We start from the raw sequence: 16,673 nt of genomic DNA on the forward strand, positions 1-16,673 counted from the left end.
ACTAATGTACTTTAACCAAATAAAATTGTTCTAAAACCTGGGGGCGTGTTTTGGCATTGATGAATTTACCTGTTAATTTGGTAATGTGATAGTATTCAAATGATTTTAACACTTCGGCATGGAATTCGGTTTTTAATCTTTCGAGTTCAGATGCCGGTGTATAAATAATCAGGTTTTTTTTATCTTTCCATTGATCCAGTTCTTCATAACTCCAGAAATATTTCGGTTCACCAATGACATAAAAATCAAATGAATAAGCATCCGGATACATGAATACGGATGCTTTAGCTTTGGGATAATTTTCTTTTAACCATTTTCCTGCCTGCATGCCCGATTCGTATTTTAACGCAGAAGGGTAGAAAGCTAAGGATAAGAAAATCATTAAAAATGCTGATGTTAATACACTGCGACAAACTACGGCTTTAAGTGCAGGGCCATTTAAAAAAGTGACTGCCAAAATCAGTAAAAACATACAGATTCTGAATGAAAGACTATCAAATTTAGAATAATACGCAATCGCTATGATCAGGAATGCTACTATAATAAAAATGAATGTTTGTACGTACCAGAACACTTTTAAGCTTTTTCCTTCCAGTTTTTGCAGGTACAATGCTGTGATGATGGCAAATTGCGGAAGAATAATCAGAATATAATGAGGTAGCTGGAATTTCGAAAGCGAAAAAAGCAGAAAAGTAATTGCCGCACTCGTCCAGATCATGACACTTTCCGCAGGTAAATCAACCCTGTTTTTCTGTTTGAAAAGATTTACTACAGCCGTATAAAATAATATCGACCAGGGCAAAAATGCCCAAAGCGTGGTATGTAAAAAGAACGACATATCACCCTTGCCTTTTATTGGTCCGTTGTTAAAAAAACGACCGAACTGACTGTCCCAAAAGAAGAATTTTAAACCGGAAACACCTGTTTTCCCAAATACCAGTTTCTCCGGATGTAAATCAAACTGAATGTATAACGTATATAATTCTGGAATGATAAAAATGAAAATCAGTACAATGGCCAACCACCATTTTGGTTTTAGTAGCTGTTTAAACTGTTTGGTTAACAGCCAGTAGATAATGAAACCTCCAAAAACGGGGATTAATACAAATATGCCTTTAATCATGATGGCACAGGCCGCGAAAAAGGAACCTGCAACAATGTGCCAGAAAGAACCTTGATGCGCTTTGTAATAATGATAAATGGAAGCTAAGGTAAATGTGGTGATATAAACCTCGGCACGTACATCAAAAGTAGAAATGAGGATGTGCAGCGAACTTAAAAAAATAAGGGCACTAATTAAACCTGTTTTTTCGCTGTAAATATCCTTAGCGAGCTTGTAAATATACCAGGCACCAAGTAAACCAAACAAAAAAGAAGGAAGTTTATAAGCAAAAGCGCTAATGCCAAAAACTTTAAAAGATGCTGCAGCCAGCCAAAAGGTTAAATGCGGTTTATCTAACCAATCTAAGCCCCTTACGTAAATATTAGCCCAATCATTCCGCAAAACCATGTTTTTAGCAATGGAGGCATAAAGCGCAGAATCGGGCTCCATTACCCCACCAAAAAGTGCCAATGCGCTAACTGCTATAATCAGGGCAATTAGAATTTTATATAGGGTGGTGTCTCTTAAATTCATTTACAGGAAGCAAATATCAGCAAAAAAAAGTCAAATTTTTTTAAGGTTTAAGATTAACAGGAGCAAAGCCTTATCTTTGCCGCATGACAAAGTTATCGGTTAATATCAATAAAATTGCTACACTTCGTAATAGTCGCGGAGGTAATAATCCTGATTTGGTTAAAGTTGCATTAGATTGCGAACGTTTCGGTGCACAAGGAATTACAGTACATCCCCGGCCTGATGAGCGTCATATCCGTTATCAGGATGTGTACGATTTGAAAGCTGTTATTGCTACCGAATTTAATATTGAAGGAAATTGTAAAGAAGATAAATTTGTTGATCTGGTATTGGCCAACAAACCAGCCCAGGTTACTTTGGTGCCCGATGCCGAAGGTCAGATTACTTCTAACCATGGCTGGGATACCATCAAACATAAAGACTACCTGAAAGAAATGGTCGCCGTTTTTCAAAAAGAAGGCATCCGTGTTTCAATTTTTGTAGATCCTGTTGTCGAAATGGTTGAGGGAGCAGTAGAAACCGGAACGGACCGTATTGAGTTGTATACTGAAGCCTATGCACATAATTATTTTGCCGACCGCGAAAAAGCGATTGTGAATTATATTGCTGCAGCTCACCATGCCAATACTTTAGGATTAGGCCTTAACGCTGGTCACGATCTTGATCTGCATAACCTGCATTACTTTGCACAAAGCATTCCCGGTTTATTGGAAGTTTCCATCGGTCATGCCTTAATCAGCGATGCACTTTATTTAGGCTTGGAAACAACCATTCAAAAATATTTACAAAAACTGGCTTAGTTTTAACCGCCATTACACAAAGGATGCACAGAGAAACAGAGCCTCTGTGCGCGCTGTGGAAACTCTTATTTCTCTGTGGTTAAAAAGTAATTTATGTTAAAAGGAATCCTCCTTGTTTTTTTTGGCGCCTGTAGTTTTGGTATCCTCTCTACTTTTGTTAAACTGGCCTATCACGAAGGTTATACCCTGGGCGATGTTACCGGAGCCCAGGCTTTCTTTGGGGCCGTAATTTTATGGATATTATTTTTCTTTCAAAGCAGAACGGCCAGTTATAAAGCGAAAGCTGCGCCTGCTAAAACGCCCTGGTGGAAAATGGTAATTGCGGGTACCTGTACCGGTTTGGTAAGTATTTTTTACTATCAATGTGTAAAATTGGTGCCAAATTCTGTCGCGATTATTTTGTTGATGCAATTTATCTGGATGAGTATTTTAATGGAATACCTCATTTTTAAAAAGAAACCTACGGGTTTGCAGCTGGCAGCCATCCTGTTGGTTTTGGGCGGAACAGTTTTGGCCAGCGGAATGATAGAAACCAGTATCGGAAGCATGAATTTAAAGGGAATTGTTTTTGGTTTGTTGGCTGCCCTTTGTTATGCTGGCTTTTTATTGTTAAGCGGTAGGATCGGCAATGAATACGCACCTTTAAAGAAAAGTGCCTTGATGATTACCGGTGCATGTATCTTAATCTTTATTATTTTTCCCCCAACATTTTTATTTAATGGAGCTTTGGGCGGAAGTTTATTAAAGTGGGGCTTGATCATCTCTGTTTTTGGTACCGTAATCCCTCCATTGTTTTATGCTGAAGGGGTGCCAAAGATTGGTACCGCCATTAGCTCTATTTTAAGTGCTGCAGAATTACCAGTTGCCGTAATGATGGCTGGTTTTGTATTGCAGGAACAGGTTTCGTTTTTAAGATGGCTTGGCGTTATGGTAATTTTATCGGCAATGGTTTTGCCAAACCTGAAATACCTTAAAAAAGATAGAAGGCAGGAAGGTTGAAGGTATAAGGTTGAAGTACGCGATAAATAATCTTCCGGCTTTCCGACTCCCGGCCTCCGACTTACAAAAAAAATAAATATCTTTAAAAAGCATAAAACATTTACACATGAAAAAATTGACCATTTATATATTATCCTTTATTGTTCTCGGTTTAGCTGCATGTAAAACCAAAACCACCATCAATCAGGATGAAGCGGCCGAAGTAATTACCAGTTATTTAAAAGCCAATCCTGAATATAAAACCACCAGGTTTAAATTTGGAGAAATGAAATTTAACAGTACTAACGATATGTTTGAGCTGGGGAAATATAAATCTTTGGCGGGCAAAGGATTGGTAACCTTAAGTTTAAAAGAAGCCAAAAAGAAATTCCTTTCAAAAGATAGCAGTTTTGTTTACCAGATTACCTTAACCGATAAAGCGAGTCCGTTGGTATTGAAACAGGATGGCGACAGGGCAACGGTAAGGGTGGTAGAATATGTGCTATCAGACGAAAAACCAGTTGATTTTGCACAGGTAAACTCTAGCACAGCCAAAGTAACCGTATCGTTAAAAATGGCAACAACCGATTTCGAACCTTTTGATAAAGACGCCAATAAAAACAGCAATTTTATTACTAAAACCTATAAACTGAAGTTAAGCAAGGATGAAGGTTGGAAAGTACAGAAGTAAGGTTAAATACTAAAGCTGAAAGACTAATTTATGCCTATCCTGGGTATTGCTTTATAATAATCAAATTTAAATAAGATGAAAAAGGCTGTTTTGGTAATATTACTATCGGGAATATTGTATTCAGCTTTCGCACAATCCACTTACGAAAAAAACCGGCTTGATCATACTTTGCTAAAAGTTAAAAATGTACTCGAAAAGTATTTGGCCGGTACTAATATAAGGAGTTTAAAAAGTACTTTTAAGATACAATCTAATCAAGAGTTTAATCGTTATGAGTTAATAAGCGACATTAATAAAATGTTGCCTAAAACTAAAGTAAGCTTGCTCAATGATCAATTGAATAAGTCGTTAAAAGGACAAAAAGCGCTTAAATTGGAAGGAGATATCTTCTTTGATGATTGTTTAGATAGTGCCCTGGTTTATGTTAAATATTTCCATCCAGATACGGTTTATCAATTTATTTCTTTGGCACATCCCCCACAGCCTAGAGAAGGTTATGAGAAATTTTCAAAAGACCTCCATGAGGTAATTAAAGCTAAAATTAAAACTGGAAAAATTTCAATAAACGGTTTAACCAATATTAATTATATCCGGTTTAATGTTGACAGAGGCGGGATGTTTAAAAGAGATAACCAGAATAGTTTAAACAAGGAGCTGGATAGTTTTTTCGCAGCAAAAAAAAGCTTCGCAAACGGGCTATTCAGCGGGAGGTTGATTGAAATTAAAGTGGCTTTTGTACTGTTTAAAAACTATTTATTTAATAATGGACCATGGCCAGAGCGATCAATAAATAATCCCGGTTATGTTGATCATGGTGTGCAATGGGCACATGTACAGTTAATTACACCGTTTGACGTTTGTGAAGAGACTTTCTACAGCAACATACTGCCATACCAAAGCACTAGGTTACGTGCAGTAGTATCAATGGTTTTTGACGGTGTTTTACAAAAATATATTAGACCTGTAATACACTTCGGTGATATCAAAGAAACCGATCAATTAGTTGAAGATCTAAAATCCGTGCATCGTGGTGATACAGGATATATTGACAACAGGGTTTATTTCTATCGCGAAAAATAACAGCACCGATATAAAATTCTATCTCGAAACCTGGACAAGCGCTCCTCCCTTACAAGAACTGCAAAAGGCTCAAAAATAGAACAAACGTTTGTTTTCGATTATCCAGGGCTTAAAAAGTGGAACTGCTTGATTTTTAACATTTTTTAAGAAATTTTAGATTTAAAACTTGATACCTTCATCAATCTAATCTAAATAGTAACCATGAAAAATCTAGCTCATCTCCTCACCCTTATTTTCTTTTTTTATTTAATCCCTGCACAGGCAAAACCTGTTTTACCCAAAAATCTCCAGGGCTTTTGGAGTTATAAAGTAACCAAAGTTGGGAACTGGAACGGCACCTTAATCGGCGATAACTATGTTGAATATAATTATCGGATGTACATGGTCGACAGTATAAAAAATATCAACGGGATCACCAAAATCTGGTTGAACACAAAAAGCAAAGATCTTTTAACCTTAGAAATTAAAACGCCTGCAGATGGCAAAGCCCTGTTGAAATTTAATAAATGGGAAAAAGAGATTTTATGCGCCTGGAGCGCTTCCGATCCTGACATTAAAGTTTACGGCAAAGGCGAAATCCCTTCTTACTATTTTAATAAATGGATGAGTACACCGTCCAATTCCATCTTTTACATCACAACTAAGTTCAAAATGAGCTATCAAAATAAGGAGTGGGATATTGTATGGGCTGGAAATTACATGGATAAGGAAGAACGTTTTTTGTTGAAGGATAAAGACAGCTGTAGAATGCTTTATGTACATAAGCTGGTTAAAGCTTTAAAGGTAAACAGTCTTGAAGGTTTAAAAGTCTATACCCCCATTGCTAAAAATCCGCTCGTTTACCAGGTTTTGGGCAATTGGATAAACAGTGATACCAACGCATGGCAGTATGGTTTTTTCGAAAATTTTGCCATCTATAACCAGAAAGTTTATCCCTATAAAGGCATCGAAAAAAAAGGAAAAAATTTAAAGATCACACTTCTTGATGATGGCAAGGAGAAAAATATTCAATTTACAGCAGAAAACGATAGTGTTGCCCGGTTAATTGATGAGCAGGGTACGAGCAATGTATATCTGCTAAAGAAGGGATTTAAATCCAATAAAACGAAAGATACATCAGTATTTAAAGATAGCCATTTCGCAAAGGTAGATACGGCTGTTATTACAGGCTATTTAAGAAACCCAACAACTTATAAACCTTTTTCTGTTGGTTTTACTGATTATTTAAAAGATGAACAGGTTAATTACTATGGCGATTTGGATAGTAACGGGCTTTTTACGGTCAAAATACCGCTGTTAAATACTACTCAGGTTTTTTTAGATTGGGAAAGGAATGGTGTTATTGATGTGATTGAACCGGGTGAACATTATCTTTATTTTGAAGATTCCAATACAATGGTGAGGAGTGCAATGGGCGATAATGCTGGCTTTCATAACGAACTGCTCAACTACAAATATTACGGTCCCTATTTAGAAATTAAGGAGCATGATTATAATGCCAAAAGAAAAGCAGATCTGCTGACTTTCTTAGCCATTGGCAAAAATGAATATCGTAATGGACTTGCATATTTAGATAAACACTTAACAAAGTATCCCAATGCAAGTAATCGTTTCAGGTATTTCGTATCAGAAGGTTATAAATATGAATTGGCTTGGGGTTTGATGCAGAAAAGGTTTAATCTGAAAAGAACGGAGAAATTTCCTGAACCATTTATAAAGTTTGTTGATGATAGTTTATATAACAACAGGCCACCCAAACCTTTTACCTTAATCAGGGATTTTTCAACATTTAGCAGGGATTATTTTGCCTACCAGACACCAGAGAATGATATTTCAGTTAGTTGGGATGATGTATTAGCTGAAATGATTAATTCGGGCCAAATGAAAGTATCGGTGAAAGAAAAAGAGGCGGTTTTAGATCAGATAGCGCTAAATAGTAGCGGATCTGATAAAGACTCAACACAATATTTAAAACTTTCTAAAAATTTCTCCAAGGAAAAAGGAAAAATAGCAGACGGTATTAGAGCAACCTATCGGGAAGCCATTATGGCCGCTGCAAATCAAAAGATGTTTTTAAAAATGTTTAATAGGGATATTGATGTTGCCAATAACATTGGAAATGCAGATTTACGGCAAGGTAACATAGCAAGGAACTTTTATAAGTATTTCAAAGATATGCACACTGCAATGCCAGATACGGCATTTGCAGGCTTTATAGGTAACTTAAAAAATGATTATTATCGGAATGAGATTAAAAAATTACAGCTTACTTACCAAAACATATCAAAGGTAGATCCTGAATATAAGCAGAGTTTAAAAAGAACAGATCATTTAAAAAATGCCAAAAATGCAGATTCTCTTTTTGCAGAATTGATTAAGCCTTATAAAGGAAAAGTAATTTATGTTGATTTCTGGGGCACATGGTGTGCTCCCTGCAAAGGTGAAATGCCTTTTGTAAAACAGGTTAAAGAAGCTTTAAAAGGAAAAGATGTGGTATTTATGTATTTCGCAAACCGATCTCCAGAGGAAGCCTGGAAAAACATCATCAAAGAATACGAACTCACCAGCGAAAATGCGGTGCATTACCGTTTGCCGGATTTACAACAAAATATGATTGAGACCAGGTTCTCGATAAACGGTTTTCCTACCTATATTTTAATTGATAAAGAAGGAAATGTAAATACCATGAAAGCACCCCGGCCAAGTAATAAAGAAGATCTTGTTACTGCCGTGAATACCCTGCTTGCCAAATAATGCTTTCCTTACGGCTGGCTTTAGCCGGCCGCAAGGATTAATTTAACATTTGCACCTTACAACCCTAGTTTTTAGCAATTCCTTTTATTGTTAAACCCGACAGGAGCGAAAATCCTTTTTGCTTGCAGTAACCCCGAATAAGCTATCCCGACTTTCGGGAAAGGCAATGCCTCAGCATTGACAGAGGGTAGCAAAAAGATTGCAGCGTAAGGCGGGAACAAACTTAAATTTTAGCGCAACTGCTGCTTTCCAAATAATCAAAATTTCTGCTGAAAATTGAACAAACGTTTGTCTTTAATTTTCTTCATAAAATCTACCATTTTTGTCGCTTTTAAATGTAAATAAGATGCTTTTTTACACTGATATATAGCAAAATACAGCGTCGTTTTTGCTACCTTTGCACGCAAATTTATTATTCATACCGCATGAGCTTAAATATCCATTACAAGGAAGATTTTCAAAATCGTCATATTGCGCCAAATGAGGCAGATACAGCCGAAATGTTGCAAACTGTTGGCGTAAATTCTATCGATGAGCTGATTGAACAAACTGTTCCGACGGCAATCAGGTTAAAACAACCTTTAAATTTGCCTGCAGCGAAATCAGAAACTGAATATCTTGGTGCTTTAAAACAAACTTCATTGTTGAATAAAGTTTTCAAAAGCTTTATCGGTCAGGGTTATTATGATACCATTACCCCGGGTGTAATTTTACGTAACGTATTCGAAAACCCAGGATGGTACACCCAATATACGCCTTACCAGGCAGAGATTGCTCAGGGCCGTTTGCAGGCTTTGTTAAATTTCCAAACGATGGTTATCGATTTAACCGGAATGGAAATTGCCAATGCATCTTTGTTGGATGAAGGTACAGCTGCTGCTGAAGCCATGTTTATGCAATACAGCTTGCGTAAAAACCAGGCAGCTAAAAAGTTCTTCGTTTCGGAACTTGTTTTTCCTCAAACGATCGATATTCTAAAAACACGTGCAAATCCTTACGGCATTGAACTGGTTATCGGAAGTCATTTAGATTTCGTGGCTACTGAAGATTTCTTCGGTGCAATTGTTCAGTATCCTGCAGGAAACGGTGAAGTTTTCGATTACAAAAACTTCGCATTGGCATTGCACAACCAAAATATTAAATTAACGGTGGTTGCCGATATTTTGAGCTTAACCTTATTAACGCCTCCGGGCGAGTGGGGAGCAGATGTAGTAGTGGGTACCACACAACGTTTAGGTATCCCAATGGGTTTTGGTGGACCACATGCCGCATTTTTTGCCACTAAAGAAGAATATAAACGTAATATCCCAGGTCGTATTATTGGTGTAACCATCGATAGTCATGGCGATTATGCTTTACGTATGGCTTTGCAAACCCGCGAGCAGCACATCCGTAGAGATAAAGCAACATCAAATATTTGTACCGCACAGGCATTATTGGCTATTATGGCTGGTTTTTATGCCGCTTACCACGGTCCGAAAGGGTTAAAAGCCATTGCAGAACGTACACATGGTTTGGCCATCAGCTTAGCATCTACTTTAAAAGGTTTAGGCTTTGAGCAGTTAAATTCAGCATATTTTGATACCATCCGTTTCGATTTAGGCGATTTAAAAGGTGGTATCCACTCAGGATGTATCGATAACGAAATCAACTTAAACTACGTTGGTAACGTTGCCACTATTTCTTTTGATGAAACCAGCACTTTCGAAGAGGTAGCTTTAATTGCTAAAATCTTTGCTAAAGTAAAAGCCATCGCTGCTGATCAGGTTGAAGTGATAGAGAATGTAGAAACCGTTATTCCAACTGCTTTACAACGTACTTCGGCTTATTTAACTCACCCGATTTTTAATTCGCACCACTCAGAGCATGAGATGTTGCGTTATATTAAATCATTAGAGGCAAAAGATTTATCGCTTTGCCACTCGATGATTGCTTTGGGTAGCTGCACCATGAAATTAAATGCTACGGCAGAGATGATTCCGGTTACCTGGTCTCACTTTGGTCGTGTGCACCCATTTGCCCCTGCCGATCAGGTATTGGGTTATTATTCTGTTTTTAACGAACTGGATAAATGGTTAAGTGAAATTACCGGTTTTGCAGCCATGAGTTTACAGCCAAATGCTGGTGCTCAGGGTGAGTACGCTGGTTTAATGGTTATCCGTGCTTATCATCACGATAGAGGCGATTTCCACCGTAACGTAGCCTTAATTCCTGCTTCGGCACACGGAACCAACCCTGCTTCTGCTGCAATGGCCGATATGAAAATTGTGGTGGTTAAATCTTTAGAAAACGGTAATATCGATGTTGAAGATTTAAAAGCAAAAGCAGAATTACATAAAGACAACTTATCGTGTTTAATGGTAACTTATCCATCTACTCACGGGGTGTTCGAAGAGAGCATTATCGAAATCTGCGAAACTATCCACGCTAACGGTGGACAGGTTTATATGGATGGCGCAAATATGAACGCACAGGTTGGCTTAACAAGCCCGGCCAATATCGGTGCCGATGTTTGTCACTTAAACTTACACAAAACATTCTGTATCCCTCACGGTGGTGGTGGTCCTGGTATGGGCCCAATCGGTGTAGCGAAACACCTGGTTCCTTATCTTCCAGGTCATGCTGTGGTTGATATCGACAAAGGAAAATCTATTTCTGCAGTTTCATCTGCACCTTGGGGTTCGGCTTCAATCCTGATCATCTCTCATGCTTATATTGCCATGATGGGTGCTGATGGTTTAACCAACGCCACTAAATACGCTATTTTAAACGCAAACTATATGAAAGCGCGTTTAGAGCAACACTATCCGGTGCTTTATTCAGGTGCTCAGGGTCGTTGTGCACACGAAATGATTTTAGATTGCCGTTCGTTTAAAGCTTTCGGAATCGAAGTTACCGACATTGCCAAACGTTTAATGGATTATGGTTTCCATGCACCAACGGTTTCGTTCCCGGTTGCCGGTACTTTAATGGTTGAGCCTACAGAATCAGAGCCTAAACATGAATTAGATCGTTTCTGTGATGCTTTAATCGCGATTAAAAACGAAATTACCGCGGTAGAAAACGGTACTTTAGATAAAGTAGATAACCCGTTAAAAAATGCACCGCATACGGTTTCGGTAATTACTGCTAACGAATGGGATCATACTTATAGCCGTCAAACCGCTGCGTTCCCACTTCCTTATGTGTTAGAACGTAAGTTCTGGCCTTCAGTTGGTCGTGTTAACGATAGCCATGGTGATAGGGCGTTAATCTGTGCTTGCCCGCCGATTGAGAGTTATTTAGAAGAGATCGTACCTTAAGGTTCCCTTTTCGTCCTTGCGAGGAGGAACGACGTGGCAATCTATTTAGAAAAATTTTGAGCTTAGTTTCGTTTCCTCACGAACATATTCATCTGCAAGTTTTATGGATTCATTTCATAAAGCTTGCAGATTTTTTTTTGGAAACATGAGGCAGTTTTTCATAGTGGAGTGCAGCCCTGCCATTTGCTTCAATCTTTTTGTGGGACTGTCATGCTGAGGCACGAAGCATCTGTTTCATCGGTTGCAGATGCTTCGTGCCTCAGCATGACAGCATATTCAAGGTTGCTGCAAAACAAAAAGGATTTTCGCTGCTGTCAGGTTTAGGAGCGAGGAGACTGTGGTGTTAACCAATACGAAAAGAATGGCATTTAACCTAACCGGTGCGATAATTTAAAATGCAGGGGCGATAATATAATCGCGGGTTCTTATTCTAATTTGGCTGCCTTCAATCCCATTTCATCGGCTTCTTTTTCTAAGCCAGCATCATCATTAACAATTATGTTGGTTTTTAATTGTGTTGTTGGTTTAACTCTGCCTTGTTTTTGTTGTACTACATGCCATGCTTCGTGCGGTAAATGCGCTTCTTGGCCTGGGGCTAAATGAATATCTGTACCCTTGGCATAGGCTAAAGTATTTAATTGTGCAGGTTTATCCGCATTCAAGTGTACTTTCACATCATTCAGCGAAATGCCTGATAAAGCTTCAATGCCATTTTTTAAATTATCGGGTAAGTTTTTCTTGGCCATGATTAAATTTAGAAGATAAAACGGTACCTATTGGCGATAAGAACGGGAATATACGTGATTAAATTGAATTAACAGATTCTAGTTCGTTTGTATCAATAAGATATCACCTACTTGGCCAAAACAAGATTGAATGCCTAAGCTATCAACTTTTAAATGTTGAATGTTTTTGATACTATTATTTTCAATTTTCTTCTTGTTGAAGTTATCAGTTGAAAATGGAATACCATTTATAACAACCATCTTAATCTCTTTTGTGGAATTTACATTGGTAACCATTCCGGCAAGTTCTACATACTTCGTAGCAGTATCCTTTTGGTGAATCAGAACACTTCTCTGGTGTTTTATAAGGACTGTATTTTTAATATTTCCCTTATCCAAGAAATAAAACTCAGGATTAATAACACTGCCATTTAATTTTATTGTGTAACCCAATTTGTTAAAGTGATGGATCCGTTTTTCCTTGAATAAAATTGTCCTTTTACTGCAAGCTGTCAAAAGTAAGGTTAGGATAAGAAAAAGATAAATCTGGTTGTTGTTCATCTTGAAATGTCTGGCTCTATTTGACTTACTATTTATTCTAAGTGTAACTCACATTCCCAATCTTCAAGATTGCTTTTAAAATCTTTTAGGTAATAAGAATTTATATATTGCTCAACGCGTTCAATAGCAAAATCAAAATTAGCAATCTGATTATTATTTATAACAACAACATTTGCCCAGATTGCAAAACACTGCTCAATATATGATGCGCCATTTTCGATGTAATTACGATATGAATAATCTTTATCTGTTATTTTTTCAACAAACCATTTCGAAAAACGCTTGAAATCACTTGAAAGATCGGGTTCATTATAAGTGAAATCTAACTCCCACTCTTCAAATTGTTCGGTTTTAAGATCGCGATGATGTAGATGGCAGATAAATTGTCCCAGTTTCAGCGTATCAGGCCAGCTAGGGTTAAGGTTAAATTCTTGATTGATAAAAACGCAGGCTGTTTTGTAGAAATAATCGGGTTTCGTTTTTAAAATTTCAAAATATTTTCCTCCAAAAGTTAATTCAATTAACTCGAAATTAAGGGAACCATTAACTAAATAGTAAATAAAATGTCGGATGTTTGACTTTTGTCTTGTAGAAAGCATCATATAAAGTTTAGAATTACTCTTCAATGCAAGATAAATTAATTTAATGATCAATGAAAATTGGGGCTTTGATACAATTCTGGCATATTCTTCGCTAATTTCACATTAAAAAGTAAACAAATTAAACTTACCCATAATTGTGAAGTCAATAGAATGATTTTAAATAAATCCGATTATTTTTGAAAAAACTTAACATAGGTCAACAACAAGAGATCGGTAGTTCATCTATATTTGTATCAAAATTTTAAAAAACCAGAAAATGAAATTAAAAATTAGCTCAATTTTTTTATTAGTGGCAGTAGTCGCATTGTCAGCTTTTAAAAACCCTACTAAACCGGTAACTTATACTGTTGATGCAGCAAAATCAACCATTACCTGGGTTGGTAAAAAAGTAACAGGTTCTCACAACGGAACAATCGCTTTACAATCAGGTACTTTAGCCGTTAATGGTAAAAGTGTAACTGGTGGTACTTTCGTTATCGATATGGCTTCAATCAAAGATGCTGATGGCAGCGCTAAATTAGAAGGTCACTTAAAAGCAGACGATTTCTTCGGTACAACTAAATTCCCAACTTCAACTTTCGTAATTACTAAAGTTGCTGGTTCTGGTACTAACGTAACGGTAACTGGTAATTTAACTATTAAAGGTATTACTAAACCATTAAGTTTCCCTGCAACGGTAACAGTTAATGCTGACGGTACTGCTTCAGCTTTAGCGGGTAAAATCGTTGTTGACAGAACTAAATATGACATTAAATATGGTTCTAAATCATTCTTCGATAGCATTGGCGACAAAGCAATTGATGATAACTTCGAATTAGCCGTTAAGTTAGTAGCTAAAAAATAATTATTTCCGTCTCGGAAAAATGGAAGCTCAGACATTTGTCTGGGCTTTTTTTTGTGGGTATATTTTTAGCCACGGAAACACGGAAGGCACGGAAAAACTTGTTCAATTTTATCAAGGTGGTGAAAAAGAAAGAGATATTTGCAAAAAAAAAAGCATTTTATCATTTAGAAAAGCAGGTTCTGAACGATAATTGACGGAGTTCCCGCTCTCCGCTAAATCTTTTGGCTATTCTTCGCTGCGCTCAACATCTCAGCCAAAAGGATATCGCTTCAATCGGGTTTAAAGAGTCTGAACTGTGTAAGAAACAAAGGTTGCAGAGAGCAGCAAAGTTCAAAGATCTCTCCACTGCGGTCGAGATGACGGAAAATATTTGGTTTTGTGGCGATAAAAAAACTGAGTGATTTTTTATATTTCAATTCATACTAAATCCATTATAAGGCTGTTTCCCCTAAACCCTAAACCCTAAACCCTAAACCCTAAACCCTAAACCTATCTTATCCTAAATCCACCTTCAACAGCATCAACAAAACCGGTTGCCGCACTTTTACCATGATAAAACAAACATTCCCAGTTTTCTTCAGCGGCTCTTTTACCAAATTCTTTACGTAATTCCATTGCCTTGCGGCCATCGAAATCGTATTTAGCAATAAAGTTTTTAACCAGTTCTTCAGGTTCAGGCAAAACATCCCCGCCAAAAAATACTTTTTGATTGCCTTCTGTTAAAAGGAAAACCTGATGGTTAGGACAGTGTGCGCCGGTAAATTCGTAAGCAATGGTTTCATCCAATGCACCGTCTCCTTCAACAAATTTAAATTGTGCATTACGTTGTACAAAATCGAAAATGTCTGTATGATAAGAAGATGAAGTGCTGCTAAATGCGGTTTCCCACTCGCCGCGGTTAATTACATATTCTGCATCCGGGAAACTCAACTCCATTTTGTCGTTGCCCTGTTTATGAATCATGCCACCAGAATGGTCGTAATGTAAGTGCGACATTAAAACCTTGGTTACATCAGTAGGGTCGAAGCCTGCATTGCGGATGTTTTTATGTAAAATCAGTTCGCCATGGTCATCGCTAAAACCTAAACCCGTATCAAAAAGAACAAGGTCGTTTTTAAGTTCAACCAAAAATGGCTGAACATTAATGAATAATGAAGCCGGACGGTCTTTAAATGTATGTATAGCAGGGTCGAAAGGCACAAATTTCTTTGTTGCATCAACAGAATAGGTGCCTTCGAATAGGGTGTGAACTTGCAAAATGTAAATTTTTAATGTTTATACAAAGGTAACAAACTAAACCTGAGTATTTGTTTTGGTAAAAGCTTGGATACTTCCTTTTTTTGTAAAATATCATGCTTAAATTTCAGGCATGAATCTTCGAGTTTTAATTTTTTTGCTAGCCATCAGTTTTTCGCTTCAGTTAAAGGCACAGCAAAAACCAAATGTAATTATTGTACTGGCCGATGATATGGGCTATGCCGATATCTCTTGTTATGGAAGTCCGTTGATTAAGACACCGTTTTTAGATGGAATGGCTGCCAAAGGCATAAAAGCAACCAACTTTGTTACTACCTCACCAACTTGTACGCCATCAAGGGCATCATTACTTACCGGACGTTATTGCAGCAGGATGGATTTGCCCTGGCCAATTGGTCCCGGAGATAAACGCGGAATCCCCGAAGATGAAATTACCATTGCACAGATGCTCAAACAATCCGGTTATGCCACTGCTTTGGTAGGTAAATGGCATTTGGGCGATTATGGCGTTTCGTTGCCGAACAAAAAAGGATTTGATGAGTTTTATGGCCTTTTATACAGTCATGATTATAGGGCGCCTTACGTTAAAACCGATACCACGATCAAGATTTTCAGGAATACCAAGCCGGAGATTTATAAACCTCATGACAGTATTTTAACGAGTTCTTATACCCGCGAATCGATTAAATTCATTAAAAAAAGTGCTGCGGCTAAAAAACCGTTTTTCCTTTACCTGGCCCAAAATATGCCACATTTGCCAGTAGCTTTTGCAGCACAAAAAAGCAGAAAAAATCCTTCGGCAGGTGGTGAACTGGGCGATGTAATCGAAGATATGGACGCTGGTTTGGCAGAAATCTGGAAACAGGTAGTTGCCTCCGGACAGGCAGATAACACCATTTTTATCTTCACCAGTGATAATGGCCCCTGGATTAATGCCCCACAACGCATGTACGATGATGGTTTTACCAAATTTTACCATGTTGGTTCAGCAGGGATTTTTAGGGGTTCGAAGGGTATATCTTACGAAGGCGGCCACCGTGTACCATTTATTGTGTACTGGAAAGGGCATACGCTTAACGATACCCAATTAACCAAACCCATTTCTAATCTGGATGTTTTTCCTACACTTGCCGAGTGGACCAAAAGCAAACTACCCGCTAAAGTATATGATGGAGAATCCATCGCAGGTTTGCTTACCAATAAGGGCTATAATAAAACCCACCGTCCTATTTACTACCATAATTATGTTTTGGAAGGGGTTAAAGATGGTGATTGGAAATTGCGGATCACTAAAAAGGACAATAAAGAACTTACTGAATTGTACAATTTATCATGGGATCCGGCAGAGCGCGTAAACCTGATTGATGATGCAAAATATACAGATCAAAAAGCGCATTTGATGAAACTTTACGCGGCATATCCTGGAAATTCAAAGTAAAACAT

General features: G+C 37.6%; 14 protein-coding genes. 9 read left to right on the forward strand and 5 right to left on the reverse strand.

All coding sequences use genetic code 11. The features are described 5' to 3' along the window. Position 1 precedes the first annotated feature (1 nt). Entirely contained in the window at positions 2–1,636 is a 1,635-nt protein-coding gene (locus R2R28_RS04790) for an ArnT family glycosyltransferase (protein ID WP_316824567.1), read from the reverse strand. Positions 1,637–1,719: 83 nt separating this feature from the next. On the opposite strand from R2R28_RS04790, the gene R2R28_RS04795 reads away from it, so the two are divergent. From R2R28_RS04795 to gcvP, 6 genes are all read left to right on the forward strand, one after another. Then, positions 1,720–2,436, forward strand: coding sequence for a pyridoxine 5'-phosphate synthase (locus tag R2R28_RS04795; protein ID WP_316824568.1), 717 nt, complete (start codon positions 1,720–1,722; stop codon positions 2,434–2,436). A gap of 93 nt (positions 2,437–2,529) precedes the next feature. Continuing rightward, positions 2,530–3,435 carry a DMT family transporter gene (locus tag R2R28_RS04800; RefSeq protein WP_316824569.1) on the forward strand — a complete coding sequence of 302 codons (906 nt, stop codon included), beginning with the start codon at positions 2,530–2,532 and terminating at the stop codon, positions 3,433–3,435. A 106-nt stretch (positions 3,436–3,541) separates the two neighbouring features. Beyond that, entirely contained in the window at positions 3,542–4,105 is a 564-nt protein-coding gene (locus tag R2R28_RS04805) for a hypothetical protein (RefSeq protein WP_316824570.1), read from the forward strand. Between the two features lie 168 nt (positions 4,106–4,273). After that, positions 4,274–5,185 carry a hypothetical protein gene (locus R2R28_RS04810; protein WP_316824571.1) on the forward strand — a complete coding sequence of 304 codons (912 nt, stop codon included), beginning with the start codon at positions 4,274–4,276 and terminating at the stop codon, positions 5,183–5,185. Between the two features lie 201 nt (positions 5,186–5,386). Then, on the forward strand, positions 5,387–7,939 hold the full coding sequence (locus tag R2R28_RS04815; RefSeq protein ID WP_316824572.1) for a TlpA disulfide reductase family protein: 2,553 nt from the start codon (positions 5,387–5,389) through the stop codon (positions 7,937–7,939). A gap of 425 nt (positions 7,940–8,364) precedes the next feature. Further along, positions 8,365–11,241: an aminomethyl-transferring glycine dehydrogenase gene (gene gcvP, locus R2R28_RS04820; RefSeq protein ID WP_316824573.1), complete on the forward strand. Its 2,877-nt coding sequence runs from the start codon at positions 8,365–8,367 to the stop codon at positions 11,239–11,241. Between the two features lie 425 nt (positions 11,242–11,666). Here the strand turns inward: gcvP and R2R28_RS04825 are convergent, their stop codons facing one another. The 3 genes from R2R28_RS04825 to R2R28_RS04835 all read right to left on the reverse strand — a co-directional run bounded on the left by R2R28_RS04825 (position 11,667) and on the right by R2R28_RS04835 (position 13,129). Then, entirely contained in the window at positions 11,667–11,987 is a 321-nt protein-coding gene (locus tag R2R28_RS04825; protein ID WP_316824574.1) for a DUF4157 domain-containing protein, read from the reverse strand. A gap of 78 nt (positions 11,988–12,065) precedes the next feature. Next, positions 12,066–12,527: a hypothetical protein gene (locus R2R28_RS04830; protein WP_316824575.1), complete on the reverse strand. Its 462-nt coding sequence runs from the start codon at positions 12,525–12,527 to the stop codon at positions 12,066–12,068. A gap of 32 nt (positions 12,528–12,559) precedes the next feature. Then, positions 12,560–13,129 carry a hypothetical protein gene (locus R2R28_RS04835; protein WP_316824576.1) on the reverse strand — a complete coding sequence of 190 codons (570 nt, stop codon included), beginning with the start codon at positions 13,127–13,129 and terminating at the stop codon, positions 12,560–12,562. A 256-nt stretch (positions 13,130–13,385) separates the two neighbouring features. On the opposite strand from R2R28_RS04835, the gene R2R28_RS04840 reads away from it, so the two are divergent. Continuing rightward, entirely contained in the window at positions 13,386–13,973 is a 588-nt protein-coding gene (locus R2R28_RS04840; RefSeq protein ID WP_316824577.1) for a YceI family protein, read from the forward strand. A 19-nt stretch (positions 13,974–13,992) separates the two neighbouring features. Then, entirely contained in the window at positions 13,993–14,163 is a 171-nt protein-coding gene (locus R2R28_RS04845; RefSeq protein WP_316824578.1) for a hypothetical protein, read from the forward strand. Positions 14,164–14,462: 299 nt separating this feature from the next. Here R2R28_RS04845 and R2R28_RS04850 read toward each other — a convergent pair whose 3' ends face one another. Continuing rightward, positions 14,463–15,230 (reverse strand): MBL fold metallo-hydrolase, encoded by a 768-nt coding sequence (locus R2R28_RS04850; protein WP_316824579.1) that lies wholly within the window; start codon positions 15,228–15,230, stop codon positions 14,463–14,465. A 112-nt stretch (positions 15,231–15,342) separates the two neighbouring features. On the opposite strand from R2R28_RS04850, the gene R2R28_RS04855 reads away from it, so the two are divergent. Continuing rightward, on the forward strand, positions 15,343–16,668 hold the full coding sequence (locus R2R28_RS04855) for a sulfatase-like hydrolase/transferase (protein ID WP_316824580.1): 1,326 nt from the start codon (positions 15,343–15,345) through the stop codon (positions 16,666–16,668). The last annotated feature ends 5 nt before the right edge of the window (positions 16,669–16,673 follow it).

The sequence above is a fragment of the Pedobacter miscanthi genome (genome assembly GCF_032678605.1).
Taxonomy (GTDB): Bacteria; Bacteroidota; Bacteroidia; order Sphingobacteriales; family Sphingobacteriaceae; genus Pedobacter; species Pedobacter miscanthi_A.